Consider the following 26,822-nt stretch of genomic DNA (forward strand, 5'->3'; position numbering starts at 1 on the left):
CGCGTGGTCCCGGCGACGTTACCCCGCGCACGCCGCCGGACCGGTTCTCCGACTGTCTCATATTGAGACTCGCCGCGGCCCCGTCCAGGCGTGCGGCTACCTACCGTCACCGGTGCACGTGCCACGGTCGCCACGTCGGAAGGAACCCGGACTGATGTACACCAAGGACGGCGAAAGCTACTTCATCGTCGACGCCCACATCGCCCTGTGGGACGCGCGCCCGGAGAACCAGCGCAACATCCACGGCAAGCAGTTCATCGACTGCTTCTACGACTACCACCGCAACCTCAGCCCCGAATCCGAGGTCTGGCCCTACGAGGACTACCTCTACCAGGGCGGCGCGCGCCTGATGAAGGACCTCTTCGAGGACGGCTACGTCGACCACGCCATCTTCCAGCCCGCGCACCTGGGCGCCTTCTACCACAACGGTTTCGGTCAGACCGAGGAGGCGTTCGCGCTCGCGCGGGCCAACCCGGACAAGCTGACCTACAACCACTGCTGGGACCCGCGCCTGGAACAGGCCGGGCTGGACCAGCTGCGCCGCGACGCGGAACGGTTCGGGCTCAAGGGCGCCAAGCTCTACACCGCCGAATGGCACGGCGACTCGCGAGGGTACAAACTGGACGATCCGTGGTCCTACCGGTACCTGGAAGCCGCACAGGAACTGGGTATCCGCAACATCCACATCCACAAGGGACCGACGATCCGGCCGCTGGACCGCGACGCCTTCGACGTCGCCGACGTGGACAAGGTCGCCACCGACTTCCCCGAGATGAACTTCGTCGTGGAGCACTGCGGTCTGCCGCGCCTGGAGGACTTCTGCTGGATCGCCACGCAGGAGCCCAACGTGCACGCCGGGCTCGCCGTCGCGATCCCGTTCATCCACACCCGGCCGCGGTACTTCGCGCAGATCATCGGCGAGCTGCTGTACTGGCTCGACGAGAACCGGATCCAGTTCTCCAGCGACTACGCCCTGTGGACGCCGCGCTGGCTGATCGAGCGGTTCGTCGACTTCCAGATCCCCGAGGACATGACCGAGTACGCGCCGCTGACCACCGCGCAGAAGAAGAAGATCCTCGGACTGAACACGGCCGCGATGTACGACATCGAAGTCCCGGCGGAGCTGCGGCTGCCGCGCGAGGAACCGCAGGCCGCGGCGGTGGCGCGATGATCACCGAAGCACAGGCTCGGTCGGCGCTGGACGCGGTGATCGACCCCGAACTGGACGAGCCCATCACCGATCTCGGGTTCGTGCGGTCGCTGGAGGTGTCCGGCGCCTCGGTGACGGTGCACCTGCGGCTGCCGACGTCGTTCTGCTCGCCCAACTTCGCCTACCTGATGGCCTCCGACGCGAAGGACGCCCTGTCGGCGCTGCCCGGCGCGGGCGAGGTGGCGGTGTTCCTCGACGACCACCACGACTCGGACCTCATCAACCGCGGCCTGGCCGCCGACGCCGGGTACCGCGGCACGTTCGGCGACGAGGCGGAGGACAGCCTGGCGGACCTGCGCGCGATCTTCCGCCGCAAGGCCCACACCGCGGCGATGGAACGCGTGCTCACCGCGTTGCTGCGGGCGAACCGCGAACTGCGCGAGGAGGACCTGCACGACGTCGTCCTCGGCGACCTGCCGCCCGGTGCGGCCACCGCCGCGCTGCTGCGGCGGCGCGAGGCGCTCGGGCTGGACACCGCGCCGTCCGCGTTCGTGCTCGTCGACGACGACGGGAACCGGTATCCGCGCTCGGAGGTCCCGCTGCGGTTGCGGTTCGCGCGGTCCATCCGCATCTCGATCGACGGCAATTCCCACTTCTGCCGCGGCCTGCTCCGGACGCGCTACCCGGAGTCCGCGGCCGACCAGTCACCCGTGAAGGAGAAGGTGTCGTGAAGGCAGTCCAGGTCGTGGGGTACCACGAGAACCTGCGCATGACCGAGGTGCCGCAGCCGCAGGTCACCGGCCCGTTCGACGTGATCGTGCGGATCGGCGGCGCCGGGGTGTGCCGCACCGACATCCACATCCTGGAAGGGCAGTGGGCGCAGAAGTCCGGTGTCACCCTGCCGTACACGATCGGTCACGAGAACGCCGGATGGGTGCACGCCGTCGGCAGCGCCGTCACCAACGTGGCCGAGGGCGACAAGGTGATCGTGCACCCGCTGATCACCTGCGGCCTGTGCCGGGCCTGCCGGTCGGGTGACGACGTGCACTGCTCGGCGAGCCAGTTCCCGGGCATCGACACCCACGGCGGCTACGCGGAGTACCTGAAGACGTCGGCCCGCAGCGTGGTGCGGATCGACGACGCGCTGGAACCGGCGGACGTCGCGGCCCTGGCCGACGCGGGGCTGACCGCCTACCACGCGGCGGCGAAGGCGGCGCGCCGGCTGCGGCCGGGGGACCGGTGCGTGGTGATCGGCGCGGGCGGGCTCGGGCACATCGGCATCCAGGTGCTGAAGGCGCTGACGGCGGCCGAGCTGGTGGTGGTGGACCGCAACCCGGACGCGGTCGAGCTGGCCGTGTCGATCGGCGCCGACCACGGGGTCGTCGCCCAGGGGCGGCACGTCGAGGAGGTGCTGGACCTGACCGGCGGCGCCGGGGCCGAGGTCGTGCTGGACTTCGTCGGCGAGGGCGGCGCCACCCGCGACGGCGTCGCGATGCTGCGCCGGGCTGGCGACTACCACGTGGTCGGGTACGGGGAGAACATCGACGTGCCGACCATCGACATCATCTCCACGGAGATCAACTTCATCGGCAACCTGGTCGGGTCGTACACGGACCTGTGCGAGCTGATGGTGCTGGCGGCGCAGGGCAGGGTGCGGCTGCACACGACGAAGTACCCGCTGGAGGGGTTCCAGGACGCGCTCGACGACCTCGGCGCCGGGCGGATCCGGGGGCGGGCGATCCTCACGCCGTGACGCGGACGCTCCCGTTCGTGGCATGCTCTGCTCAGGTTTGCACGAACGGGAGCGCACCATGGACCGCGACGAGATCGACGACGACGTCTACGAGCAGCTGGACGCCTCGGACACCTTGGACACCACCGGCCCGGCCGACCCGCTGGACGAGGGCTACTCGGCGGCGGAACGCCCGTGGGGGGCGTCCGGCTGGGGCACGACCGCCCGCGAGGAGGTGACGGGCGAGGGGCTCGACGCCCGGCTGGCGCGCGAACTGGCCGAGGGGGACGACCCGGAGGGCGACGGCCTGGGCGACGCGTACGACACCGACGGCGAACTGGTGGACGACGAGGTCGGCGACGCGCGCTCCGGACGGCTGATCGCCCTCGCCGACGGCGGGGACGAGGACCTCTACGCGCGCGACATCGGCATCGACGGGGCCGGCGCCTCGGCCGAGGAAGCCGCGATGCACACCATCCCCGTCGAGGAGCGCTGAGCGACGTTCCGCGCCGGGCGGCGCGGGACCGCCGTCGGCGGGCCGGCCCGAACCGGGCCACCGGGGTCGCGAGAAGGGACTCCTCGACCCGGGCCTGATCGCCGGGAGCGAACTCCGCACGCTGAGGGCGAACACGGCTGTTCCGGATCTCTCGCGCCGCTTAGGTTCGGGGTATGACTCTGCGATTGCTCCCCTCCGCGAGTGCGGGATCCACTTTGGACGACTCGGTGTACGAACAGCTGCTGCGTGACCGGATCGTGTTCCTCGGCTCCGAGGTGACCGACGCGGTCGCCAACCGGATCACGGCGCAGTTGCTGCTGCTGGCCGCCGAGGATCCGCGCAAGGACATCACGTTCTACATCAACTCGCCCGGCGGTTCGGTGACGGCGGGGATGGCGATCTACGACACGATGCGGCTGATCGAGCCCGACGTGTCGACGTGGGGCCTGGGGTTCGTGGCGTCGATGGGGCAGTTCCTGCTGTCGTCCGGCACGCCCGGAAAGCGCTATCTGCTGCCGAACACGCGGATCGTGATGCACCAGCCCTCGGCGGGCATCAGCGGCGCGGCCACCGACATCGCGATCCAGGCGGAGGTCTTCGGCAAGATGAAGCGCCGCATCGCGGAGATCACGGCGCGCCAGACGGGCCAGCCGGTGGAGCGCATCACGGCCGACGCCGACCGCGACCGCTGGTTCGACGCCGACGAGGCGCTGGCGTACGGGTTCGTGGACCACATCGTCGGCGCGGGGGAGGACGCCGTCAGCGCATAGGCCGGCGCGCTTTCAGGTCCTGACGGCCGTGCGTGCCGGATCTCGCGAGCCGTGGCGGGCAGTGGCGGGCGGCCGGGGGATGACGGCTGTGCCGTGGCGGCAGCCGGGCTCGGCTGGGGGCGTGGGGCGCGGGCGGCCGTGGGGTGGCGAGGCGGTGGTGGCCCGAGTGGCTGGGTGGCCTCGGGGCGGCGCGCCGTGCTGTGGCGGATGCGCCCCGGGCCGGGGCGCGGGCGGCCGGGGGCGGAGGGCTGCGGTCCGGGTGCGCCGTCGGGCGGGGCGGCTGGCCCAGGCGCGCCGCCCGACGCCGGCGGCGCGTCACGTGCCGGTGGTGCCCGAACAGCCCCCGCGCCCCAACACCGCGTCAGGATTCGCCCCGTCGCGTCCGGGAAACGGCAACGCGCGGCCCAGCCCGGCGAGACCGGGATCCGCTGGGGGCATGCGCAGCGTTCCCCCGCTCAGTGGCGCGCTCGGGTTCCCGCTCGGGTGCGGGGCCACCGTGGTGGCCGTGACCGTCGCCGGCCTGGCGGGCGCCACCCGCCGGCCCGTGGCGTCCCTCGCCGCGCTGCTGCTGACGGCCTTGCCCCACCGCGCTCGCGACCGGCCTCGTCGGCTGGGCGCTACCCGCCGGGTTCGTGCTCGCGGTGCTCGTGGGCGCGGTTCTCGCGGTGGCGCTGCCCGTGCGGGCGAGGGCCCGCGCTCGGCGCTACCGGCGGGTAGGGTGGTCGTCATGGGTGTCGCCGCCGAGGAACGACTTGCGCTGAGCCGCCTGCTGGACGAGACGGGCCCGGACGCGCCCACCCTGTGCGAAGGGTGGCTGACCAGGGACCTCGCCGCGCACCTCGTCGTGCGTGAGAGCCGTCCGGACGCCGCGCTGGGCATCCTCCTGCCGCCCCTGGCCGGGCACACCCGGCGGGTGCAGGACGGCGTCGCGGCGCAGCCGTGGCCCGAGCTGGTCGACCGGATCCGCCGGGGCCCGGCCTGGTACTGGCCGACCTCGATCGGGAAGCTGGACGAGCTCACCAACAGCGCCGAATTCCTCGTCCACCACGAGGACGTGCGCCGCGGCCGCCCCGGCTGGGAACCGCGCCCGGCCGACCCCGCCCGGGACGCCGCCGCCTGGCGCGCCGCCCGCACGGCCGCCAAGGTGAACCTGCGCAAGGTCCCCGTGGGGGTCGTCCTGCGCACCTGCGACGGCCGCGAGGCCAAGGTGAAGAACGGCGCCCAGACCGTCACGGTCACCGGCGACCCGGTCGAGCTGCTGCTGTTCGTCTTCGGCCGCGACGCCGCGCACGTCTCCTTCGAGGGCGACTCCGCCGCCGTGGACCGGCTCAAGGCCTCCGGCCGGGGTATCTGAGCCCCGGCGCGCACAGCACCTCCGCGAGCGTCCACATCGGAAGCGAGCCGGCCGCGGGCTCGCCCGGTGCTCCGATCCGGTTCCCCGCAGCTACTTTCCGCTACCGGCGGGCGGACCGGCGCGGTCTTTCGGCCCTAGGCACGGCGCCCGGACAGGACCACGCTGGGACTTTCCGGGCACCACCAGTACGTCAAGGGAGCCACCTATGCACGCCCGAATGAACACGCTCATCGGCGACCCCGCCCGGAACGACGAGGTCACGAAGTACATCGAAAACACCGTGCGCCCCCACGTGGAGGCGCAGGCCGGCAGCCGCGGACTGGCGCTGCTGACCAACGACGAGCTGGGCATCACCGTCATCGGGTCCTACTGGGACTCCGCCGAATCCATGACGCTGTCCGAACACGCCGTCGAGACCTCCCGCAAGGAGGCGGCCGAGCTGGCGCAGGGCATGGTCACCGTCGACCACTTCGAGGTCCCGGTGTTCGTGCGCCGCAGCCGCCCGGGCCCCGGCGCCGGCATCCGGATGACGACCATCGAGTGCCCGCCCCCCGAGGTCGGGCGGGCGATCCAGGCGTTCCGCGAGACCGCGCTGCCCGGCATCCTGAAGATGGAGGGCCTGTGCAGCATCCAGCTGCTCGCCGACCGCGAAGCCGGGCGCTGCCAGGTGATCGCCGCCTACGAGACCAGCGAGCAGCTGGTCGCCTCGCGCGCCATGGTCGCCCGCATGCGCGCCGACACGCTCGCGCGGGTCCACGCGCAGGTGCGCTCGGTGGGGGAGTACCGCCTGGTGTTCACCACCGTCCGCGAGGGCGACACCAACAGCATCACGCAGCGGTGGGCGGACCTGTGGAACGCCGGTGACCGCGAGGGCTGGCAGGGCATGACCGACCAGACCGCGTTCGAGGCCCGCGGGCCCGGCGGGTTCCGGCTCGCCGGACGGGAGGCGCTCGACGTCGTGTGGAGCATGTGGCACGAGGCGTTCCCGGACAACCGGATCGTGCCGACGCGGTGGTACGGCGACGAGAACGGCGGCTGCATGGAGGCCCGGTTCCAGGGCACGCACACCGGCACCCTGCGCACCCCGAAGGGCGAGCTGCCGGCCACGGACCGTGCGGTGGACGTCTCGTTCTGCGAAGTGCACCGCGTGGCCGAGGGCAAGGTCGCGGACTTCCACCTCTACTTCGACCAGGTGGAGCTGCTGACCCAGCTGGGCCAGCTCGAGGGGAGCTGAGCACGGGCGGGGAGGGCGCGCCGGGTGGCGGTGCGCCCTCCCCGTCACCTGGAAGCGGCGGTCAGCGTGGCACCCGCAGTTCCCCGTTCACGCGGCGGGGGAGCGGGCACACCGGCTCGTCGCTCAGCTCGTCCGGCAGCAGGTGCACCGGAGCGTTCTGCCACGCCAGCGGCCGCAGGAAACGGCGGATCGCGGTGGCACCCACGGAGGTGTGCAGGCTGTTGGTCGACGGCCAGGGACCGCCGTGGTGCTGCGCCCAGCCCACCGACACCCCGGTCGGATAGCCGTTGAACACCAGCCGGCCCGCGCGCCGGCCCAGCGCCGCCACCAGCTCGTCCGCCTTCTCGTCCGCGCCCAGGTGCACCGTGGCGGTGAGCGACGCGGGCAACCGGTCCACCACCGCCCGCAGCTCGGCCTGCGTCGAGTACCGGGCGACGACCGCCGCGGGGCCGAAGTACTCGGCGAACGCCTCGTCCGGCATGTCCGCGGCGTCCACCGAGGCCAGCCACGGCGCCACCCAGAACCCGCCGCCGGCCGAGGGCACGCCCCGGGCGACCGTCGACACACCCGGCACACCGGTCAGACGGGCGGTGCCGTCCAGATAGGACTGGTGGATCCGCTGGTTGAGCAGCGGGATCACCGGCGCGTCCCCGAGCGCCGACCTGGCCGCCTCCACCACCGCGTCGCCGTCCGCCCCGGCGGGAACGAGGACGAGCCCCGGCTTGGTGCACAGCTGGCCGGAGGAAGCGGTGACCGACCCGATGAGGCCGGTCCCGATCTCGCCCGGCCGTTCCCGCGCCGCCGCCGCCGTGACGACCAGGGCGTTGAGGCTCGACAGCTCACCGTAGAACGGGATCGGCTCCGGCCGGGTGCCGATGATGTCCAGCAACGCCCGCCCCCCGGACAGCGACCCGGTGAACCCGACCGCCTTGATCGCCGGGTGGGCGACGAGCCGTTCCCCGGCCGTGCGCCCGAACACCAGACCGAGGGTCCCGGCCGGGAGCCCGGCCGCGGTCAAGGCCTTCTGCAGGAGCTCGTGCACGAGCCGGGACGTCCCCGGATGGGAACCGTGCGCCTTGACCACGACGGGGTTGCCCGCCGCCAGCGCGGACGCCGTGTCGCCACCCGGGACCGAGAACGCCAGCGGGAAGTTGCTCGCGCCGAACACCGCCACGGGCCCGATCGGGACGAGCATCCGGCGCAGGTCCGGCCGCGGCCCCATCGGCGTCTCCCCGGCGAGGTCGATGGTCGCCTCGACGTAACCGCCGTCGTCGAGGACCCCGGCGAAGAACTCCAGCTGGTAGACCGTCCGCGTGAGTTCGCCGCCGAGCCGGGCCGGGCCGAGCGCGGTCTCCGCGTCCGCGGCCGCGACGATCTCCTCGCGCGCTCGGTCCAGGGCGCGGGCCAGGGCACGCAGGAGGCGGGCGCGGCCGGCGCGCCCCAGCGCCTCGAGCGCCGGTGCGGCGTCCGCGGCGGCCGCCACGATCTCGTCGAGGCCGTCGGGGGTGGTCTCCACCGCGCCGGGCGCGAGCGGGGAGCCGGTGCGGGGATCGGTCCCGGCGACGGGGCGGCTTTCCCGGGTGGTCACGAAACTCCTCCGTGTCATCGGCGGGGCAGGGCGGCGACGGTCTCGGTGTCGACACCGAGGGGACCCAGGTGCGAGGCGCCACCGGGGGTCCCGAGTGGAGCGTCGCGGCCGGGCAGGGGTTCGCTGAAGAACGCGGCGTTGTCGGCGACGGCCCACGCGCCGTCGGTGCCCGCGAGCGTCCGGTCCGACACGGCCGCGGACATCGGGCAGGCCTGTTCGCAGGCGCCGCAGTCGATGCACTCGACGGGGTTGATGTACATCTTGCGGTCGCCCTCGTAGATGCAGTCGACCGGGCACTCCTCGGTGCACGACCGGTCGAGGACGTCCAGGCAGGCGTCCGTGATGACGTAGGGCATGGTCTCCCTTTCGAATCAGGCCGGGACCCGGACCGGCCCGGCGCCGAGCGCCGGACCGTCCGTCGAGTGTCCCGGGAAGGTGGACGCGGCCGGGTCCAGCCAGACCGCCGCGTGGTTCACCGCCGTGGCGGCCTCGCCGAACCCGACGGCGATGAGCGGCACCCGGCCGTCGTAGGTGCAGATGTCGCCCGCCGCGAACACGCCCGGGCGGGAGGTCCGCATCGCCGGGTCGACCACGATCTTGCGGTCGCGCACGGCGAGGTCCCACTGGAGCAACGGGCCCGGGTTGGCGACGAACCCGAGTGCCGCCACGACGTGGTCGCACTCCACCTCGGCGGTCTCGCCGTTCGCGACGTTGCGGAGCACGGCGCCGGTCACCCGGGTGTCGCCGTGCAGCCGTTCGACGACCGTGTTGGTGTGCACCTTCGCGGGGCCGGTGAGCACCTGGTCGACGGTGTGCCGGTGGGCCCGGAACACGTCGCGGCGGTGCACGAGCGTGACGTCCGCGATGTGCTGCATCGTCTCGGCCCAGTCCAGCGCCGAGTCGCCACCACCGACGACGAGGACCCGGCTGCCGGACAGTTCCGCGGGGTCGTGGACGAAGTACCGGAGCCCCCGGCCGAGGAACTCCTCACCGCACGGCAGCTTGCGCGGGGTGAAGGTGCCGATCCCGCCGGTGATCACCACGGCGCCGGCGTCGAGCGCGGACCCGTCGGCGAACCCGATCCGGAACCGCCGGCCGGGCGCCTCGTGCAGTTCGGTGGCGCGGTGGTCCAGCAGCATCTCGGGCGAGAACGGCCGGATCTGGTCCACCAGCGCCTGCACCAGCTCACGGCCCTTGATCGCGGGGAACCCCGCGACATCGCGGATGAGCTTTTCCGGGTACAGGGCGCTCATCTGCCCGCCGGGCTCCGGGAGGGCGTCGACCAGGCCGACCGACAGCCCGCGCATCCCGGCGTAGAACGCGGCGAACAGTCCCGCCGGGCCGGCGCCGACGACCGCGATGTCGCAGCGCGTCACCGCTTCGCCCCGTCGTAGATGGCGAACACCTTGTTGGAGACGAAGATGTTCGAGGCCGCGAAGCTGGTCCAGGCCGGTTTCATGTCCAGCTCACGCATCGCGCCGAGCAGCGCCCACCAGTTCAGCAGCTCCTGCTGGCCGGCCTTCTCCGCGTCCTCCAGGGTGGTGTTCTCCCACACCCGGTAGTCGCAGTCGACGAGCGCGGCGTACATGCGCTCGTCGGCGGCGGAGTCGGGGAACAGGCGGAAGGTGGAGTCCACCAGGAAGCTGTGCGACCAGCTGGAACTGGCGACCAGCGCGACCCGGTACGGGCTCTCCGCGCAGATGCGGGCGACGGCCGCGCCGACCTCCATGATCCGCGACGGCGACGGCGACGGCGGGTCGAGCTCACGCTCCACACCCAGCGGGCTGATGTTGCCCTGGAAGCTGATCACCCGGCGGCCGTAGCAGTTCAGCGGGAACGCCACGATCGGGTAGTCGAAGCCCTCGCGGTCGTAGTCCAGGTAGAGGATGGTGTTGAGGAAGGCGTGCGCGAACCCGGGGTGGTGCAGCGACTCGTAGGCGTAGGGCACGTCGATCCCGCGGTTCATCAGGTTCTCGATCAGGTGCCGCGCGAACGGCCGGTGGCCGCGGATCAGCAGCGAGGTGTTCTCGTCCTCGCCCCACACGTTGGGCTTGCCCTTCATGTTCGACGACTCTTCGGCGTGCTTCCACGGGTGCACGACCTTGTCCTCGTAGGCCAGGACGGCGTACGGCGGGACGATGTCCTCGCGGAAGTTCTCGTACTGGTCGTCACCCCAGATCAGCACGACGTCGGGCTGGAACGCGTCGAGAGCGGCCCGGGTCCGCCGGAACCCCTCGCGCAGCTTGGCGCGGTGGGCCTTGCCCGCGGCGACACCCTCGTCGTCGGACCATTCCTGCCGGGCCCGCTCCGGCCAGTTCGCGGGGTCCCGCAGTTCGGCGGGCAGTTTCGGGTCGGCCAGCGCGCCGCGGAAGACGCGCGTCAGGTTGTCGTCGGTCCCGCTCAGCGGAGGGTAGTGCGTGACCCCGAGACCCAGTACCTCGGCCATGTGTTCCTCCTCGACATCGAGTGGTGGTGGTCCCGAGTCTCGGAACCGCCACGCCCCGCGGCCATGCGTTGGACCGGCGAGTGGACCACCAGCGGACGTCGGGAGCTCCCGCGGACGACCATGGCCGGTGTGACCGACATGATCGAAGCTCCGCGAGCGGAGCGAGCGGACCTGCTGGCAGAACGACTGCACCGCGCCCGCCGTGACCGCAGGTTGCTGGACGCGCGCCGGGACGCGACGGCGCTGTCACCGGAGGGCGCCTACGCCGTCCAGGACCACCTCACCCGGCTGCGGCTGGCGGAGGGACGGTGTCACGCGGGCTACAAGCTCGGCTACACCTCCGCGGTGATGCGCCGCCAGATGGGGGTGCCGGCCCCGAACTACGGCCCGCTGCTGGACGACATGGTGCTGCACGACCCGGCCACGGCGGCCGGCTTCCTGCACCCCCGGGTCGAACCGGAGATCGGGATCGTCCTCGCGCGCGACCTGGCCGGCGCCGGCCTCATGCTGCACGAGGTCGCCGACGCCGTCGGGGAGGTGCGCGCCTGCCTGGAGATCGTCGACTCGATCTGGGACGGGTACCGCTTCACCGCCGAGCAGAACACGGCCGACGGCTCGTCCGCGGCGGGCGTCGTCGTGGGCGGTGTCCTCGATGTCGACCCGCTGCGCTGCCACCGGGTGAGCGTCGAGCTGGCCGTGGACGGCGTGGCGCTGGCGAGCGCGACGTCGGCCGCGGCGGCCGGACACCCGCTGCACGGCGTCGCCTGGCTCGCGGCCGAGCTCGCCGCGCGCGGGCGGGGCCTGGAAAAGGGTGAGCTCGTCATCACCGGCGGCCTGACGGCCGCGGTCGCGCTGCGCCCCGGCGGGACGATCTCGGCGCGGTTCGGCGGGACGACGACGGTCAGCGTGCAGCGCCCGGCGGGGGAGACCGACGCGGACACCGGGGACGCGGGTCAGCGCGACAGCGGGTAGCCCAGCAGACGGCTGATGCTGAGGGCGGCGGTGCGCACCGCCGCCCCCAGCCTGGCCGGCTGCATCCGCCGGGCGGGCCCGGTGATGGAAAGACCGGCGACCGCGCGGTTGCCGTCCCGGCCCACGTAGCTCTCCACCACGATGGGCGCGGCCACGCAGACGATGCCGTGCGTGCCTTCCTCGCGGTCGTAGGCGATGCCGGTGTCCCTGATCTTGGCCAGCTCGCGGTGGAAGCGCCGGGGATCGGTGATCGTGGTCCCGGTGCGGGACGGCATCCCCGCCGACGTCACCCGTTCGACGGCGGTGTCGTCGCTGAACGCGAGGATCGCCTTGCCCAGGCCGGTGCAGTAGGCGGGCAGCCGGGAGCCCACCGACGACGGCACGGTGACGCTGTTGCGTCCGGTGAGCTTCTCGATGTAGACGATGTCGGTGTCGTCGAGGACACCGAGCTGGACGATCTCGCCCGTGGCGGTGAGCAGGTCCGACATGAACGGCAGGGCGGTGGCCCGCAGCCGGCGTGAGGCGGGCACGTGCTGACCGAGCTCGAACAGGTGCAGCCCGAGCCGGTAGCCGTACCCGCCGCGCTCCAGCATGCGGTGGGCCACCAGGTCCGTGGCGAGCCGGTGGACCGTGGCCTTCTTCAGCCCGGTCCGCCGGGCCAGTTCGCTCAGACCCACCTCGCCGGGCGAGGTGGCGACCGTGTCGAGGATGAGGAGCATGCGGTCCCCGACGGACCGCTGCTCCCCGGCCTCCTCCGCGCTGATGCGCATCTGCGCAGGGTATCCCTTCCTCGCCGGCGATCGGCTCAGCCGTGTTCCGGGCCTCGCGCGGCGAGCAGGTCGCGCCAGTGGCGCCAGAACGCGCGCTGCTGGATCTCGTCGGCGGCGGTGAAGGGACCACCGCCGGCTTCCTTGTGGATGCCGCGCGAGATGTCCGACCACGGGGACTCGGCCGCGGTGGCGAAGCCCTCCTGGCAGGACTCGCAGGCCTCCATGTCGTCCGGGGTCGCCAGACCGCCGGGCCCCTGGAAGGTCACGTACGAGTCGAGCCTGCGGGCCCGCACCGACTCGGGTTCGCCCTTGGTGGCCAAGGTCCACTGGGACACAACGGTCCGCCCGGCCGAGACCGGGGTGATCGTGCGGACCGCGATGCCCATGATGTCGTTGATGATCAGGTTCGGGAAGATGAGCAGGTTGCGGTCGGTCATCGAGATGCGCCGCGCCCGCTCGGCGCCGTAGCGCCGCTCCAGCTCGGCCCGCCGCCCCTCGATGTACTCCCGGTTCTCCTCACCCATCGACGGCGTCCAGCGGGCCACCGGACGGGCCCAGGGGCCCTCGACGGTGATGACCGCGTGCCCGTTGCCCAGATCCCGCGCGTCGGTGGGTTTGCGCGGATCGAGGTAGGAGTCCTCAGTGGACTTGAGGTAGTCGAAATAGGTCCGGTGCAGGGGGATCAGGTGGTAGCCGTCGAGGCTGTTCTCCACGAACAGCTTCCAGTTCGCCTCCATCGAGTACTCGTGCAGGCCCTCGACCACCTCCATCTCGTCGGACTGGTCGGCGACCAGGTCCAGGTACTCCCGGGCGCCGCCAAGGTACTCGGGCAGCCCGGTCGCCTCGGGGTCGAAGCAGCAGAAGACGAAGCCGCGGTACTCGTCGACCAGGGGCGGGCGGTTCAGGCTGAACCGGTCGCGGTCGAAGCCGGGCCCGTACCCGTCGGCGTCGGGCAGCGCGGTCAGGCGCCCGTCGTTGGAGTAGGTCCACGCGTGGTAGAAGCACGACATCCCACGCGCGGTGCCTTCGGGGACGCGGCACAGTTGTGCCCCGCGGTGACGGCAGGCGTTGAGGAACACGCGAACCCGGCCGTCGCTGCCGCGCCAGAGGACCACGGGGCGTCCGGCCACCGTCCGGGCACGGAAGTCGCCGGGGCCGGGCACCTCCGAGGTGTGCCCGACGTAGAGCCAGCACTTGTCGAAGATCGCCTTCCGTTCCTCGGCGAACACCTCCTCGTCGACCAGGGCGGTGCGGTTGACGCGGAAGAATCCCTCGCCGGGGCGGTCGTCGACCATCGCGGCCGGGCCGGTGCGCGCCGTGGTGGGGGTGAGCAGTTCGGAGGTCATCGTGGTCCAGCTCCCTTGCCAGAAGAACGGGTGAGCAGGTCGAGCAGCGCCGCGGGGTTGGTCGTCCGGACCGCGGTCGCGAACCCGGCGGGCAGGATCTCCTCGTCGAGGAACCCGAGGCGGTCTACGGGCATGAACGGGTGGTCGGTGCCGAGGACGATCCGGTCGGCCCCGACCACGTCCACGAGGTGGCGGAGCAGGCCGGCGTCGAACAGCAGGGGGTCGTACCAGAGCCGGCGCGCCGACTCCACCGCGCTCTCCGGCATCAGCTCGGCCACGGCCGGGGTGATGCTCCGCAGGAAGTCGATCCGGGGCAGCTCCGTCATCAGCGCCCCGCCGCCGTGGCTGGCCAGGACACGCAGGCCGGGCCGCACCGCCAGCGCACCGGTGGCGATGAGACCGCCGATCGCCATGCCGATGGTCGCCGGGAACACCACACCGTTGGCGGCCATCGGGTGCGGGTAGCTCTCGACCGCCGGGCCACCGGTGGCGTGGACGAACACGAGCAGACCCAGCCGCTGCGCCTCGTCCAGGAACCCGGCCCAGTCCGGCGCGTGCAGCGGTGCCGTGGGCGGGCTGGCCGGCACCTCCACGCCGATCAGGCCGGCGTCGGCGATCTCGGTCAGCAGGCCCGCGGCCCCGTCCGGGTCCCGCAGCGGCACGACTCCGAGACCGCGGTAGAAGTCCCGGCGGCCCCGGATCTCGCCGGCGAGCCAGTCGTTGAACGCCCGCGCGTAGGCCAGGCCCTGGTCCGGCGGTGCCCACGGGGCGAGCAGTTCCGGCATGGCCGACAGGAGCTGGCCGGTGCCGCCCGCCGACTCGGCGGCCGCGCGCCGGGCGTCGAGGTCCCAGGCCACGCGCGCGACGGTCCGGAACACCTCGCCGGCGACCAGCACGTCGCCGGTCGCACCCTCCTGCCGGAGCCGGGCCCACCTGGCGTCGGCCTCGGTCAGCCGGTCCAGGAACGGTGTGCGGGCGGGCACCACGTGGGTGTGCAGGTCGAGCACGGCGCACCTCCGTCACAGGATGATCGACACGGTGCCGCCGGCTTCGACGATCCCGTGGTCGAGGGTCGCGACCCGCTCCCGGACGAGGAAACCCTCGGCGCCCGGCACCAGGACGTAGCGGTAGGCGCCGAGGAAGTGGTCGAGCTGGCCCAGCCGCGTGCGCATGACGTGGAAGTTGGCGTGCGCGACGACCGCACCGCCCTCCTGCGCCTCGGCGCGGACGTTGGTGACGAACCGCCGGGTCCGCGAGTGCGGGCTCTCGGCGTGGGCGTGTTTGCTCTTCAGCCGGGTCACCCGCCCGCTCAGCCGCGTGTGGTTGTCGTGGATCACCTGCAGGGTGTGCCGCGGGTCGAGGTGGTCGGAGCCCGGTGCGGGCACGCGGTACTCCACCTCCGGGTGCATCAGCGCGAACCACTCGTCCAGCCGCCACTCGTCGAGCAACGAGGCTTCCCGGTACAGGAACTGCTCCACGTCGTGCTGCAGCGTGGCGGGTGCGGCGGCGATGCCGGTCATCGGTCCTCCGGAGGGGGAGTGAGGGAGATGAGGAGGTCGGCCAGCCCCGCGGGGTCGGCCAGGAACGGGCTGTGCGAGCCGTCGATCCACGTCACCTCCACGCGGAGCCGCTCGCGGGCGGTGCGCCGCGCCCACTCGCCGGACACGGCCCGGTCGCCGCGGCAGGCGACGTAGTGCATCGGGACGCGGGGGAAGGCGGCCAACGGGGTCGGTTCGGCGATCGGCGCCGGGGACTGGGGACGTAGCCGCCGGGCGGCCGTTTCCGCGACCGGCCGGGGGCAGTCGTGGTAGAACAGCTCGGCCGCGATGTCCGGGGGCCACGTCGAGCGGCCCTGGTCGTCCCGGCCCTGTTCGGGCATAGCCTCGGCGTAGAACCAGTCGGCCATCGGGCGGCCGGCGGCGAGCTGCTCGCGCCAGGAGCGTCCCGGTTCGGGCAGCAACGCGGCGAGGAACACCAGCGCACCGACCTCGGTCAGGTCGGGCACCAGGGGGATCGCCAGTCCGGCGAGCGAGTGCCCGACCACGACGTCGCGGCCCGGCTCGCGCACGGCAGCGGCGATGACCTCGGCGTAGCGCGCGGCGCCCGCGGTCACGTCGTCGGAGGGCAGGTCGACGGCCGTGGCCTCATGGCCCCGTGCCCGCAGCTCGCGGACCTGGTCCTCCCAGCACCAGGCCCCGTGCCAGCCGCCGTGCACGAGCACGAAGTGCGTCATGACCGGCCCGCCTGCCGCTCGGCGAGCGTCTGGCCCCCGACGAGGATCTCGGTGGCCGGAACCTCGACGAGCCACACGCGCACCGAGGCCTCCGGCACCGAGATCGCGTCGGCGGCCGCCGCGGAGACGGCGCGGATCAGCTTGTCCTTCTGCTCGGCGGTGCGGCCTTCCCCGAGGTTGATCTGGATGAACGGCATGGTGTTTCCTCCCTATTCGGCGCCGAGGGTGACGCTGCCCAGACCACTGACCGTGGCGGTGACCGTGGACCCGGGCTGCAGCGGCACGGGCGCGGTGAGCCCGCCCGACAACACCACCCAGCCCTCCTCCAGCCGCCCGCCCGCGGCCACGAGCTGGTTGGCCATGAACGCGACCGCGGCGGCGGGGTGTCCCATGACCGCGGCACCGGCGGCCGACTGGACCACCTGCCCGTCGACCTCCAGGACGCAGCCGGTGAGCGCGAGGTCGCCCTGCGGTTCGACCAGGTCGTCACCGAGCGCGAACGCGGCGGACGAGGCGTTGTCGGCGATCGCGTCGAGGTGCTTGAAGGAGAACCCCTCGTAGCGGCTGTCGATCACGTCGAGCGCGGGGCACAGGTAGCGGGTGGCCGCGAGGACGTCGGCCACCGTCACCCCGGGGCCTTCCAACGGCGCGCCCAGCACGAACGCGATCTCGGGCTCGACCCGGGGGTGGATCAGCTCCTTCAGCGGCAGGCGGGTGCCGGAGGCGCGCACCATCCCGCTGGTGACCACGCCGTAGAGCGGCTTGTCCACGCCCATCGCGATCTGCTTGGCCTTGCTGGTCAGGCCGAGCTTGCCGCCGACGATCCGCTCCCCGCGTCCCTGGCGGAGTTTGATCAGGGCGTTCTGGACCTGGTAGGCGGTGGTGAGATCGGCGAGTCCGTCACCCGTCAGCGGCGCCACGGTGGTGCCGCTGACCGCGGCGTCGTCCAGGCGGGCCGCCCAGGTCCGCACGTCGCTCATGCCGCCACCCCCTCGGCGGCGGCGCTGAACGAGACGCCGACGTGGCCCAGGTGCTCGAAGTCCGCGCGCACCGTGTCGCCCGGCTGCATGTCCACCGCGCGGGTGCACGTGCCGGGCATGATCAGGTCGCCGGCCCGCAGCACCCCACCGTGGCCGGCGATGGTGTTGGCGAGCCACGCCACGGCCTGCGCCGGGTTGCCCAGCACGGCGCCGCTCGCGCCGGTCTCGACGATCTCCCCGTTGCGGCGCAGCACGACCCCGATCAGGCGCGGATCGAGGCCGGTCAGGGGTGTGCGCGTGCCGCCGAGGACCACCTTGGCCGAGGACGCGTTGTCGGCCACCGTGTCGACGATGCCGATCCGCCAGTCCTGGATGCGGGAGTCGATGATCTCCAGCGCGGGCAGCACGAACGCGGTGGCCGCCAGCACGTCGGCCACCGTCACCCCCGGGCCCTCCAGCGGCGTGTGCAGCACGAACGCGAGTTCCGGCTCGACCCGCGGCGCGATCAGCGAGCCGACCGGCAGGGGCTCGCCCTCGGGGTGGAACATCGAGCCGAGCAGGTGACCGAAGTCGGGGCGGTTCACGCCGAACTGCTGCTGCATGACCCGGGCGGTCAGCCCGACCTTGTGGCCGCGCACCACGTCCCCCGCCGCGGTCCGGATCCGGATGCCCTCCAGCTGGATGCGGTAGGCGTCGTCGATGTCGGCGCCGGGGTGCCGGTCGCTGATGGGCGTGACCGGGGCCGAACGCCGCTCCGCGTCCCACAGTTCGTCGGCGAGCCGCCGGACGTCGTCTTCAGTGAGTGCCATGCGGTCAGCGTCGGCGGCGTCGTGGCCGCGATCAGCACAACGGTCCGCTCAGTGGACCTGTGGGGCGCGGTCGTGAGTGGAGGTTCCGCGCGCCGGACCGCCCAGTGGACCGGTGTCTGGAGAGTGCCCGGCCGGGTGAAGCATGCTTCCGCCCACGATCGCTTCTCTTGGGAGAGTGGGCAATGACGACCAGCGAATCCCTGTTCATCGGTGGCGAATGGACGGACTCGGCCGCAACGGCGACCATTTCCGTCCTCTCGGCGAGCACCGGGCAACCGATCGGCACCGCGGTGTCCGCGGATCGCGCCGACGTCGACCGGGCGGTGGGGGCGGCCCGTGCCGCCTTCGACGATCCGGCCGGCTGGTCGGTGTGGCCGCCCGACGAACGCGCGGACGTCCTGGAGCGGATGGCCGCGGAGCTGGAGGCGGTCAGTGAGTCCACCGCCCGCACGGTGAGCGAGCAGAACGGCATGCCGATCACGGTCTCCACGCAGATCGAGGCGGTATTCCCGGTGGCGATGATCCGCTACTACGCCGGGCTGCTGCGGTCGGAGGCGGTGGAGACCAGCCGTCCCGGCATGTTCGGCGGCACCACGCACGTGCGACGCGAGCCCGCCGGCGTCGTGGCCGCCGTGGCCCCGTGGAACTTCCCCCAGGCGCTGGCCGCGCAGAAGTACGCACCGGCGCTGGCCGCCGGCTGCACCGTGGTGCTCAAACCGTCGCCGCAGACGGTGCTGGACACCCGCGCGGTGGCTGAGGCGGCGATGAAGGCGGGGGTGCCGGCGGGTGTGCTCAACGTGCTGCCCGCCGAGGCCGACGCGAGTGCCTACCTGGTCGGTCATCCCGGGGTGGACATGGTGGCGTTCACCGGCTCCACCGCGATCGGCAGGCAGATCGCGGGGATCTGCGGCCCGTTGATCCGGCCGGTGATCCTCGAGCTGGGCGGCCGGTCGGCGGCGGTCATCCTCGACGACGCCGACCTCGACCTCGGCCGCGCCGGGGAGGCGCTGTTCGGGTCCATGTTGATCAACAACGGGCAGACCTGCTTCCTGTCCACCCGCGTCCTGGCGCCGCGCAGCCGCTACGCGGAGGTCGTGGAGACGCTGGCCGCGTTCGCCGGTTCCCTGACCGTGGGTGACGCGCTGGAGCCGGACACCCAGATCGGGCCGCTGGTGTCCGAGCGGCAACGGCACAACGTGGAGCGGGCCATCCCCCAGGGCATCAGCGACGGCGCCCGCCTGGTCACCGGTGGCGCCCGGCCCGAGGGGCTGGGCGGCGGCTGGTTCCTGCAGCCCACCGTTCTGGCCGATGTGGACAACCGGTGGCCCATCGCCCGTGAGGAGATTTTCGGGCCGGTGCTCACGATCACCCCGTACGACGGCGACGAGGAGGCGGTGGCGCTGGCCAACGACTCCGACTACGGGCTGGCGGGCACGGTCTGGACCAGCGACGTCGAGCGCGGGCTGGACGTGGCCAGGCGGATCCGCACCGGCACCGTCGGCATCAACGGCTACCTGCCCGACCTGAGCGCCCCCTTCGGCGGCGTGAAGCAGAGCGGGCTCGGCCGCGAACTCGGACCGGACGGGCTCGCCTCCTACTACCGGACCAAGTCGATCTACCAGAGGTGATCCGCCCGGGCCGACGACGCCGGAGGCGGTGACCGGCCCGTGCCACCAGCTGATCCGGCGCGACGGCCCGCGGCACATCACCGTGCCGTGGCCCGTCGCCAACCCGCTGGACGAGTAAGTCCTAACCCTGGGTGGTGTGTGGAGATGGGCGACTGCACTGTACGTCAAGATCGATGACCATCTGGGTAGGTCCGTTCGTGTGGGGAGGCCGCCGCGGCTGTCGGATGCCGAATCGCTGACACCGGAATGCGCACGCTCCCGCCCCACGGTGCAACGCTCGAACCTGGCCGGCTGGGCAGGCTACGGCTACTGCGCCAGCCACTCCCGCTTCTTCTGGGGCCTGCGCCTGCACCTGATCTGCACCCCGGCCGGGTTACCGGTCACCTGAGCCCTGGCCGACCCTGAACTCGACGAGCGTCCGGTGCTGATGGCCGTGCTGGACGCCGATCGGGCGCTGCTCCACGACCGGCCGGGACTGCTGATCCTCGCCGACAAGGGCTACGTCTCCCAAGACCTGGACCGCTATCTCGCCGACCGCGGGGTGCGGCTGCTGCGCCCCGCCTACCGCAACCGCACCCCACACCCGGCCCAACACCTGCTCAAACCGGTCCGCCAACTCATCGAGTCGGTCAACGCCACCCTCAAAAGCCAACTCGACCTCGAGTTACACGGCGGCCGCACCATCGAGGGCGTCGCCGCCCGCGCCGCCCAACGACTCCTCGCGCTCACCGCCGCCATCTGGCACCACCGCGCCACCGGCCAATCCACCACCCGATCCCTGATCGCCTACGACCACTAACCGAGATCGGAATTACTCATCTACGACGTGGTCGTCCAGTCCGGGTGGCCCGGCATCGGCGGCGTCTCGGCCCCGTAGAGCCACGCCGTCAGCATCGGCGTGAGGTCCTGCCCGGAAACCCTGTTCGCCGTCGCGATGTAGTCGGCGGTGGTCGCCGAGCGGCCCCGGTAGGTCAGGTAGAAATCGCGCTCGATCCGCTCGAACGTCTGCTGCCCGACCGTTTCGTGCAGGGCGAACAGCGCGAGCGCGCCGGGCACGTCGGTGCCGAGCAGGATGCCGCCCGCGTTCCTCAGGTGTGCGGGCGGACCGTCGCTGTCCCGGACTCCCTGGTCGTTGCCGTAGTCCTGGCGCAGCGCGTCCAGGAGGTTCGCATAGCCCTGGTCGGACGAGTAGAGCCGCTCGTAGTACACCGCGTGCCCCTCGTTGAGCCACATGTCGTCCCACATGGCGGGCGAGACCGCGTCACCGAAGTACTGGTGGACCAGTTCGTGCACCATGGTGGGGGACTCAGCCTCGGGCGGCAAGGCCAGGAACGGCGCGCCGAACGTGGACAGCGTCGGGGTTTCCAGTGCGACGTTGTTGTAGAGGCTGGTGATGCCGAGCACACCGTACTTCTCGAACGGGAACGGCAGGCCCAGGGCGTCCTCGAGCCAGCGGACCTGCTCCGGCGTCCGCTGGGCCGCTTCGGTGACGCGGCTGATGATGTTGGCGTCGGTGATGCCGTACCGCTGGGTCACCGCCTCGGGGACGTGGTAGTCACCCATGCTCACGGGCACCTGGCTGACGATCGGCAGGCCGTGCGGTCCGGTCTGCCGCAACGTCGTGAAGTGACCCACCGCGACCTGCACCACGTTGGTGGGGATCTCCTCGGCTGTTCCGTACACATAGGACTTCGCCCCGGCGCGCGTCGTGACCGAACGCAGGGTTCCGTTCGCCGCCACCTGCCGGTCCTCCGGGACGGTGACGCGGAAGGTGAACCGCGCCTTGTCGCCAGGGGTGTCGTTGCTCGGGACGAACAGGTGTGCCCGGTCCGGCTGCCCGAACAACGCGAAACCGGCGTCGTTCTTCGCCCAGTACACGAACGGTGACGGCTCGTCCGGGGGCAGGCCGTAATAGGCCGGCGCCGGGTTGACGCCCCGGTCCACCGTGTAGTCGATCCGCACCCGGAACTCCCGTCCCCGGTGCAGCGTCCTCGACGGGGTCACGAGCAGCTTTTCGTGGCCGGGGTCGAGGCGGAACGCGGCCGGCGCGCCGTTCACGGTCACCGAGCCGATCCGCTGACCGACCGAGTCGAGGCTGAACGACGACAGGTTCTGCGTCGCCGACGCCGTCATCTCCACCGAGGAGCGCATCGTGGTGGTCCCGGGCTCGTAGTCGAAGCTGACGTCGTAGTCCCGCGCGTCGTAACCTCCGTTGCCCAGGGTGGGGATCAACCGGTCGCCCGCCGTGGCCGCTCCCGGTGAGCCGGTGGCGGCGCCCGCGGCGACCGGGCTCGCCGTGGCGACCAGCAACACGGTCACCGCAGCCCACGTTCTCCCTCGCATGGCAGCACTGTCCTTTCGCACCCCGACAACGGACAGTTCCCATTAGAGCCAGCCGGCGCCCGCCCTGTCATGCCGGGCGGGCAAAGATCGTTCTTTCGGTCGGTGTCCCCTACGACCTGAGGCGGATTTCCCGCGACGTCGCGGGAAACCGGCAGCCGGGCTCGAGTCGTCGCCGAAAAACGGCGCCCGCCGTCCCCCGGGGCTCCGCCGGGGCTAGACGAGTAATGCGTAAGTCTGGGTGGTGACCGGAGATGGACGAAGGGTGTTCAAGATCCGTTTGTGAGGACAGACCTGAACACCCTTCTCACCGCACTCTACGTCAAGATCGACGACCACCTCGCGGGCCGGCGCCGAACGGGCAGACCGCCGAAGTTGACCGACGCCGAGTTGGTCACCCTCGCCGTGGCCCAGGCACTGCTGGGGTTCACCTCCGAGGCCCGCTGGCTGCGGTTCCTGCCCGCCCGGATGCCCGGCGCGTTCCGCTACCTGCCCGGCCAGTCCGGCTACAACCGGCGGCTGCGTGCCGCGTTGCCGCTGATCAAGCACGTGATGCGCTGGCTCGCAGCCGATACCGACCTGTGGACCGACACCACCTGGATCGTCGACTCCACCCCGGTCGAAAGCGGCCGCTCCCGGCCGACGGTCAAGCGTTCGGAGTTGGCTGGCTGGGCCAAATACGGCTACTACCGCTCACACTCCCGCTGGTTCTGGGGCCGGCGACTACACCTGATCTGCACCCCGGCCGGGCTGCCCATTGCCTGGGCTCTGGCCGACCCGAAGATCGACGAGCGGCAGGTACTCATGGCCATCCGCGACCACGAACCCCACCTGCTCACCGACCGCCCGGGCCTGCTGATCATCGCCGACAAGGGCTACGTCTCCCGCGAACTCGACCACTACCTCACCGAGCGCGGCGTCCGGCTGATCCGACCCGCCTACCGCAACCGCCAGCCCCATCCCGGTGAGCCGCTGCTCAAGTCCATCCGCCAACTCATCGAGCCGGTCAACAACACCCTCAAAGGCCAACCGAACCTCGAACAACACGGCGGACGCACCATCGAAGGCGTCGGCGTCCGCACCGCCCAACGCCCCCTGGCCCTCACCACCGCCATCCGGCACAACCGCGCCACCAGCCAACCCACCACCCAATCCCTGACCCCCTACGACCACTGACCGAGATACGCATCAGTCGTCTAGGCGTAGTGCCCGGGGCACTACACCTGGTGGCGATGCCGGCGAACACGGGCTGTCCTGCCCGTTCCTCCCGTCGGGAATATATGGACCCGGCGTACACTTACGCTAGATATGGACGCACCGTGCATAAACAGGGTGCGCATGACGAAAGGGTGAACTCCCATGTCAGCTGTCGTTCTGATCACCGGCGCCGCAACCGGGATCGGCAACCTCACCGCCCGCGCTCTCGCCGCGGCGGGTCACACCGTGTACGCCAGCATGCGCAACATCGAAGGCCGCAACTCGGTTCACGCGACCGAACTGCTGGAGCTGGGGCGCCGGGAGGGCTACGACCTCCGGGTGGTGGAGCTCGACGTGCAGTCCCAGGACTCGGCCGACGCCGCCGTGGCCACCATCCTCCGCGACGCGGGCCGGCTCGACACCGTCGTGCACAACGCGGGACACCTCTACCTCGGCTACGCCGAGGCGTTCACCGCGGAGGACATCCAGCACCTGTTCGACGTCAACGCCATCGGCATCCAGCGGGTCAACCGGGCGGCGCTGCCGTCGATGCGGGAACGCCGCTCCGGCACGCTGATCTACGTCGGCAGCACCACGTCGGTGGTCGTGCCGCCCTTCCTCGGCCCGTACGTGGCGTCGAAGTTCGCCGCCGACGCGCTCGCACAGGTGACCGCCTACGAGGTCAACCACCTGGGCATCGAGACGACGATCGTGATGCCCGGCCCGTTCACGCGGGGGACCGAGCACTTCCCCAACGCCAGCCGGGCCGGCGACGAGGGGCGGACCCGCGCCTACGCCGAGCTGGACCCGCTGCTGGAGCGCAACGAGGCCGCGACCGAGTCCCTGTTCCCGCCCGATGTGGACGCTCACCCGCGGGCCGTCGCCGAGGAGATCACCCGGATCCTGGCGCTGCCCGCGGGCACCCGGCCGTTCCGCAGTGTCGTCGACTTCAGCAACGCCGGGGTGGAGAAGGTCAACGAGCTGGCGCGCGAGGTCCAGGAGGAGTTCGTCAACCGCATGGGCTTCGGTGAGCTGCTGCGGGTCAAGACGGGCCGGAACTGACGCGATCGAGACCGCCGAGGCCGTCCGGCAGCGGACGAGCCCTCGGCGGTGTTCCGCGCCGCGCCGGATCGCGTCGTGAGGCGGCCGGTCCATTGGCCGGTCCGGCATGTGGCCGGGTGAGGGCCGGCATCCGAGACTCGGCACTGCACCACTTACGGCTGGGCCGGCGACCGGCAGGCCGCACACCTCGGTCAGCGCGACTGCCATCCGGCGCTTCCCGACGAGCTGGAGGAACGCGATGAAGACGACAGCGGCGATCCTGTGGGAGCGCGGCGCCCCGTGGAGTGTCGAGGAGATCGACCTGGACCCGCCGAAGGCCGGTGAGGTCCTGGTCGAGCTGGGCGGCAGCGGGCTGTGCCATTCGGACGAGCACGTGGTGACCGGCGACCTGCCGTGGCCGATGCCGATCGTCGGCGGCCACGAAGGCGCCGGCACCGTGGTGGAGACCGGTCCCGGGGTGAGCGACCTGAAACCCGGCGACCGGGTCGTCTTCGGTTTCATCCCGGCCTGCGGGCGGTGCACGGCGTGCTCGTCGGGAATGCAGAACCTGTGCGAGCTGGGCGCCTGTCTCGCGGAGGGGCGGCAGCTGTCCGACCACACCGCCCGCCACCATGCGCGCGGCCGGGACCTCGGTGTGATGCTCCTGCTCGGCACGTTCGCCCGGCACACCGTGGTGCACGAGGCGAACTGCATCAAGCTCGAGGACGACGTGCCCCTCGACCGGGCCTGCCTGCTGGGGTGCGGGGTGGTGACCGGGTGGGGCTCGGCGGTCTACGCCGGTGGCGTGCAGGCGGGTGACACCGTGGTCGTCGTCGGTATCGGCGGCATCGGCGTCAACGCCCTGCAGGGTGCGGCACTGGCGGGCGCGGCGCAGCTCGTCGCCGTGGACCCCGTGGGGTTCAAGCGGCAGCAGGCGGTCGAGTTCGGTGCGACCCACGCGGTGGCCACCCATGAGGAGGCGCTGGAGCTGGTCGCGGATCTCACCCGCGGCCGCGGCGCCCAAGTCGTGATCAACACGATGGGGGTCGGGTCCGGCGATCAGATCGCGAAAAGCCTGGCCCTGACCGGCAAACGGGGCACGGTCGTGGTGACCAACCTGCACCGCGCGGCGGAGACCACCGTCTCGATGAGCGCGCTGGACCTCGTGCTGTACGAGAAGCGGGTCGTCGGCTCGACGTTCGGCAGCGCGAACCCGCGCCGCGACATCCCCCGGTTGCTGCAGCTTTACCGCAGTGGGCGGCTGAAGCTGGACGAAGTGGTCACGCGCACCTACAAGCTCGAGGACATCAACACCGGTTACGCGGACATGCGGGAGGGGCGAAACCTCCGCGGCGTGCTGTCGTTCTGAGTGCCCGGAGCCCGGCGCGTCATCCGGCACCCGCCGGGGTGCGGCTGCCGCCGGCCCCGGGGGCAGGGGCCGGCGGCAGCCGGGTCCCTACTCGATCCGGGCGATCAGCTCGCCCTGCTTGACCACGTCCCCTTCCTGCACGAGCAGCCGCAGCACGCCCGCGGCCGGGGCGGGCACCTCCACGTCCACCTTGTCGACCGCGACCTCCGCGATCAGGTCGCCCTCACCGACCTGATCGCCGTCGGCGGCGAACCAGGTCGCGAGCACGCCTTCGGCGTCGGGCTCGTTCTCCGAGATGTGGGGGAAGGCGATGTCGGTCATGCGTTCACCAGGTCGAGGACGGCCCGGCGGATCCGGTCCGGGGTCGGCAGGACGGCGTACTCCAGCGGGCGGGCGTAGGGGATCGGGACGTCCGGCACCGCGACCCGCGCGGCGGGCGCGCGGAGCAGGCCGGGGTCGCGCTCGGCGACGCGGGCGATGATCTCCCCGGACAGGCCGAAGGAGAGGTAGTCCTCGTCGACGACGAGGAGCCGCCCGGTGCGGCCCACCGACTCGAGGATCGTGTCGGTGTCCAGCGGAACCACGCTGCGCAGGTCCACGACCTCGCAGTCGATGCCCTGCTGCGCGAGCTCCTCGGCCACGTCGAGGGAGTGGTGCACCGACAGCGACAGCGTGACGACGGTGACGTCGCTGCCCGGCCGCACGATGTTCGCCTTCCCGATCGGCACCACGTGGTCCCCGTCGGGCACCGGCCCGATGGACCGGCGGTTCTTGGCCATCCAGGGCAGGCCCATGACTCCCTTGTGGAACAGGTACACCACGGGGTTGTCGTCGCGGATCGCGGCGGTCATCAGGCCCTTGGCGTCGGCCGGGTTGCTGGGCGCGACCACCTTCATCCCGGGCAGGTGCGCGAACGTGCCCCACAGGCACTGCGAGTGCTGCGCGCCGTCGGAGTACCCGCCGCCCACCGCGGCGGTCAGGACCATCGGTACCTTGACGTTGCCGCCGGACTCGAAGTGGATCTTCGCCATGTGGTTGTAGATCTGGTCCATGCACACGCCGAAGAAGTCGACGAACATCAGCTCGACGATCGGCCGCAGGCCTTCCACCGCGGCGCCGATGGCCGCGCCGATGAACGCGGTTTCCGAGATGGGCGTGTCCAGGACGCGCCGCGGGCCGAACTTCTCGAGCAGCCCGGTGGTGGAGCTGAAGATGCCGCCGTAGGCGCCGACGTCCTCGCCGAGCACGAAGACGTCCTCGTCTCGCTCCATCTCCTGCGCGATGGCCTCGACCATGGCCTTGGCGGTGCTGAGCTTCCGTTGTGCGGGTGCGGAGGACGATGCCGAGGCATCCGTGAGCGTCATTGC

The 26,822-nt window shown here is 71.9% G+C and carries 27 protein-coding genes and 1 pseudogene; 13 read left to right on the forward strand and 15 right to left on the reverse strand.

Annotated elements, in window-relative coordinates:
• The first annotated feature begins 154 nt into the window (after positions 1-154).
• From FB470_RS24465 to FB470_RS24495, 7 genes are all read left to right on the forward strand, one after another.
• Complete coding sequence (locus tag FB470_RS24465; protein ID WP_306995190.1) at positions 155-1,171, forward strand: amidohydrolase family protein; 1,017 nt, start codon at positions 155-157, stop codon at positions 1,169-1,171.
• Positions 1,168-1,881, forward strand: coding sequence for an iron-sulfur cluster assembly protein (locus FB470_RS24470; protein ID WP_306995192.1), 714 nt, complete (start codon positions 1,168-1,170; stop codon positions 1,879-1,881). The genes FB470_RS24465 and FB470_RS24470 overlap by 4 nt, the downstream gene beginning before the upstream one ends.
• On the forward strand, positions 1,878-2,903 hold the full coding sequence (locus tag FB470_RS24475; RefSeq protein WP_306995194.1) for an NAD(P)-dependent alcohol dehydrogenase: 1,026 nt from the start codon (positions 1,878-1,880) through the stop codon (positions 2,901-2,903). Before FB470_RS24470 ends, FB470_RS24475 begins: the two co-directional genes overlap by 4 nt.
• Positions 2,904-2,961: 58 nt before the next feature.
• Complete coding sequence (locus tag FB470_RS24480) at positions 2,962-3,378, forward strand: DUF5709 domain-containing protein (RefSeq protein ID WP_306995195.1); 417 nt, start codon at positions 2,962-2,964, stop codon at positions 3,376-3,378.
• Between the two features lie 173 nt (positions 3,379-3,551).
• The gene (locus FB470_RS24485; RefSeq protein ID WP_306995196.1) at positions 3,552-4,148 is read left to right on the forward strand and encodes a ClpP family protease; all 597 of its coding nucleotides are present in this window, start codon (positions 3,552-3,554) and stop codon (positions 4,146-4,148) included.
• 727 nt (positions 4,149-4,875) lie between these two features.
• Positions 4,876-5,502 carry a TIGR03085 family metal-binding protein gene (locus tag FB470_RS24490; protein ID WP_306995197.1) on the forward strand — a complete coding sequence of 209 codons (627 nt, stop codon included), beginning with the start codon at positions 4,876-4,878 and terminating at the stop codon, positions 5,500-5,502.
• Positions 5,503-5,707: 205 nt separating this feature from the next.
• Positions 5,708-6,736: an ester cyclase gene (locus FB470_RS24495; RefSeq protein ID WP_306995199.1), complete on the forward strand. Its 1,029-nt coding sequence runs from the start codon at positions 5,708-5,710 to the stop codon at positions 6,734-6,736.
• Between the two features lie 61 nt (positions 6,737-6,797).
• Here FB470_RS24495 and FB470_RS24500 read toward each other — a convergent pair whose 3' ends face one another.
• The 4 genes from FB470_RS24500 to FB470_RS24515 are packed head-to-tail and all read right to left on the reverse strand — an operon-like array spanning position 6,798 to position 10,770.
• Positions 6,798-8,324, reverse strand: coding sequence for an aldehyde dehydrogenase (NADP(+)) (locus FB470_RS24500; protein WP_306995201.1), 1,527 nt, complete (start codon positions 8,322-8,324; stop codon positions 6,798-6,800).
• A 14-nt stretch (positions 8,325-8,338) separates the two neighbouring features.
• Positions 8,339-8,680, reverse strand: coding sequence for a ferredoxin (gene fdxA / locus FB470_RS24505; protein WP_306995203.1), 342 nt, complete (start codon positions 8,678-8,680; stop codon positions 8,339-8,341).
• Positions 8,681-8,695: 15 nt separating this feature from the next.
• Complete coding sequence (locus tag FB470_RS24510) at positions 8,696-9,700, reverse strand: NAD(P)/FAD-dependent oxidoreductase (protein WP_306995205.1); 1,005 nt, start codon at positions 9,698-9,700, stop codon at positions 8,696-8,698.
• A complete protein-coding gene (locus FB470_RS24515; RefSeq protein WP_306995207.1) occupies positions 9,697-10,770 on the reverse strand; it encodes a class III extradiol ring-cleavage dioxygenase family protein in 1,074 nt (357 codons plus the stop codon). Before FB470_RS24515 ends, FB470_RS24510 begins: the two co-directional genes overlap by 4 nt.
• Before the next feature lie 129 nt (positions 10,771-10,899).
• Between FB470_RS24515 and FB470_RS24520 the strand changes: the two genes are divergently transcribed.
• Positions 10,900-11,742, forward strand: coding sequence for a 2-keto-4-pentenoate hydratase (locus FB470_RS24520; protein ID WP_442320138.1), 843 nt, complete (start codon positions 10,900-10,902; stop codon positions 11,740-11,742).
• Here the strand turns inward: FB470_RS24520 and FB470_RS24525 are convergent.
• The 8 genes from FB470_RS24525 to FB470_RS24560 are packed head-to-tail and all read right to left on the reverse strand — an operon-like array spanning position 11,724 to position 17,880.
• Positions 11,724-12,512: an IclR family transcriptional regulator gene (locus FB470_RS24525; RefSeq protein WP_306995209.1), complete on the reverse strand. Its 789-nt coding sequence runs from the start codon at positions 12,510-12,512 to the stop codon at positions 11,724-11,726. The two genes, FB470_RS24520 and FB470_RS24525, sit on opposite strands and share 19 nt — an antisense overlap.
• A gap of 35 nt (positions 12,513-12,547) precedes the next feature.
• Complete coding sequence (locus FB470_RS24530; protein WP_306995211.1) at positions 12,548-13,858, reverse strand: aromatic ring-hydroxylating oxygenase subunit alpha; 1,311 nt, start codon at positions 13,856-13,858, stop codon at positions 12,548-12,550.
• A complete protein-coding gene (locus FB470_RS24535) occupies positions 13,855-14,865 on the reverse strand; it encodes an amidohydrolase family protein (RefSeq protein ID WP_306995213.1) in 1,011 nt (336 codons plus the stop codon). Before FB470_RS24535 ends, FB470_RS24530 begins: the two co-directional genes overlap by 4 nt.
• Before the next feature lie 12 nt (positions 14,866-14,877).
• The gene (locus FB470_RS24540) at positions 14,878-15,378 is read right to left on the reverse strand and encodes an aromatic-ring-hydroxylating dioxygenase subunit beta (RefSeq protein WP_306995214.1); all 501 of its coding nucleotides are present in this window, start codon (positions 15,376-15,378) and stop codon (positions 14,878-14,880) included.
• Positions 15,375-16,091, reverse strand: coding sequence for an alpha/beta fold hydrolase (locus tag FB470_RS24545; protein ID WP_306995216.1), 717 nt, complete (start codon positions 16,089-16,091; stop codon positions 15,375-15,377). Before FB470_RS24545 ends, FB470_RS24540 begins: the two co-directional genes overlap by 4 nt.
• The gene (locus FB470_RS24550) at positions 16,088-16,288 is read right to left on the reverse strand and encodes a tautomerase family protein (protein WP_306995218.1); all 201 of its coding nucleotides are present in this window, start codon (positions 16,286-16,288) and stop codon (positions 16,088-16,090) included. Before FB470_RS24550 ends, FB470_RS24545 begins: the two co-directional genes overlap by 4 nt.
• 12 nt (positions 16,289-16,300) lie before the next feature.
• On the reverse strand, positions 16,301-17,071 hold the full coding sequence (locus FB470_RS24555) for a 2-keto-4-pentenoate hydratase (RefSeq protein WP_306995220.1): 771 nt from the start codon (positions 17,069-17,071) through the stop codon (positions 16,301-16,303).
• The gene (locus FB470_RS24560; RefSeq protein WP_306995222.1) at positions 17,068-17,880 is read right to left on the reverse strand and encodes a 2-keto-4-pentenoate hydratase; all 813 of its coding nucleotides are present in this window, start codon (positions 17,878-17,880) and stop codon (positions 17,068-17,070) included. The genes FB470_RS24555 and FB470_RS24560 overlap by 4 nt, the downstream gene beginning before the upstream one ends.
• Before the next feature lie 182 nt (positions 17,881-18,062).
• Between FB470_RS24560 and FB470_RS24565 the strand changes: the two genes are divergently transcribed.
• On the forward strand, positions 18,063-19,508 hold the full coding sequence (locus FB470_RS24565; RefSeq protein ID WP_306995223.1) for an aldehyde dehydrogenase: 1,446 nt from the start codon (positions 18,063-18,065) through the stop codon (positions 19,506-19,508).
• 127 nt (positions 19,509-19,635) lie between these two features.
• A pseudogene (locus FB470_RS35995) lies at positions 19,636-20,307 on the forward strand (transposase).
• A gap of 20 nt (positions 20,308-20,327) precedes the next feature.
• Here FB470_RS35995 and FB470_RS24575 read toward each other — a convergent pair.
• Positions 20,328-21,827: a M1 family metallopeptidase gene (locus FB470_RS24575; RefSeq protein ID WP_306995227.1), complete on the reverse strand. Its 1,500-nt coding sequence runs from the start codon at positions 21,825-21,827 to the stop codon at positions 20,328-20,330.
• Between the two features lie 303 nt (positions 21,828-22,130).
• Between FB470_RS24575 and FB470_RS24580 the strand changes: the two genes are divergently transcribed.
• The 3 genes from FB470_RS24580 (at position 22,131) to FB470_RS24590 (ending at position 25,455) form a co-directional block, all read left to right on the forward strand.
• Positions 22,131-23,024, forward strand: a complete 894-nt coding sequence (locus FB470_RS24580; protein WP_306995229.1) for an IS982 family transposase — start codon at positions 22,131-22,133, stop codon at positions 23,022-23,024.
• Positions 23,025-23,207: 183 nt separating this feature from the next.
• Positions 23,208-24,107: an SDR family oxidoreductase gene (locus tag FB470_RS24585; RefSeq protein WP_306995231.1), complete on the forward strand. Its 900-nt coding sequence runs from the start codon at positions 23,208-23,210 to the stop codon at positions 24,105-24,107.
• A gap of 238 nt (positions 24,108-24,345) precedes the next feature.
• Positions 24,346-25,455 (forward strand): NDMA-dependent alcohol dehydrogenase, encoded by a 1,110-nt coding sequence (locus tag FB470_RS24590; protein WP_306995233.1) that lies wholly within the window; start codon positions 24,346-24,348, stop codon positions 25,453-25,455.
• Positions 25,456-25,542: 87 nt separating this feature from the next.
• Here FB470_RS24590 and FB470_RS24595 read toward each other — a convergent pair whose 3' ends face one another.
• Together FB470_RS24595 and FB470_RS24600 are read right to left on the reverse strand one after the other, a co-directional pair.
• Complete coding sequence (locus FB470_RS24595; protein ID WP_306995235.1) at positions 25,543-25,776, reverse strand: lipoyl domain-containing protein; 234 nt, start codon at positions 25,774-25,776, stop codon at positions 25,543-25,545.
• Entirely contained in the window at positions 25,773-26,819 is a 1,047-nt protein-coding gene (locus FB470_RS24600; protein ID WP_306995236.1) for an alpha-ketoacid dehydrogenase subunit beta, read from the reverse strand. Before FB470_RS24600 ends, FB470_RS24595 begins: the two co-directional genes overlap by 4 nt.
• Positions 26,820-26,822 lie beyond the last annotated feature (3 nt).

This window comes from Amycolatopsis thermophila (assembly GCF_030814215.1).
GTDB lineage: Bacteria > Actinomycetota > Actinomycetes > Mycobacteriales > Pseudonocardiaceae > Amycolatopsis_E > Amycolatopsis_E thermophila.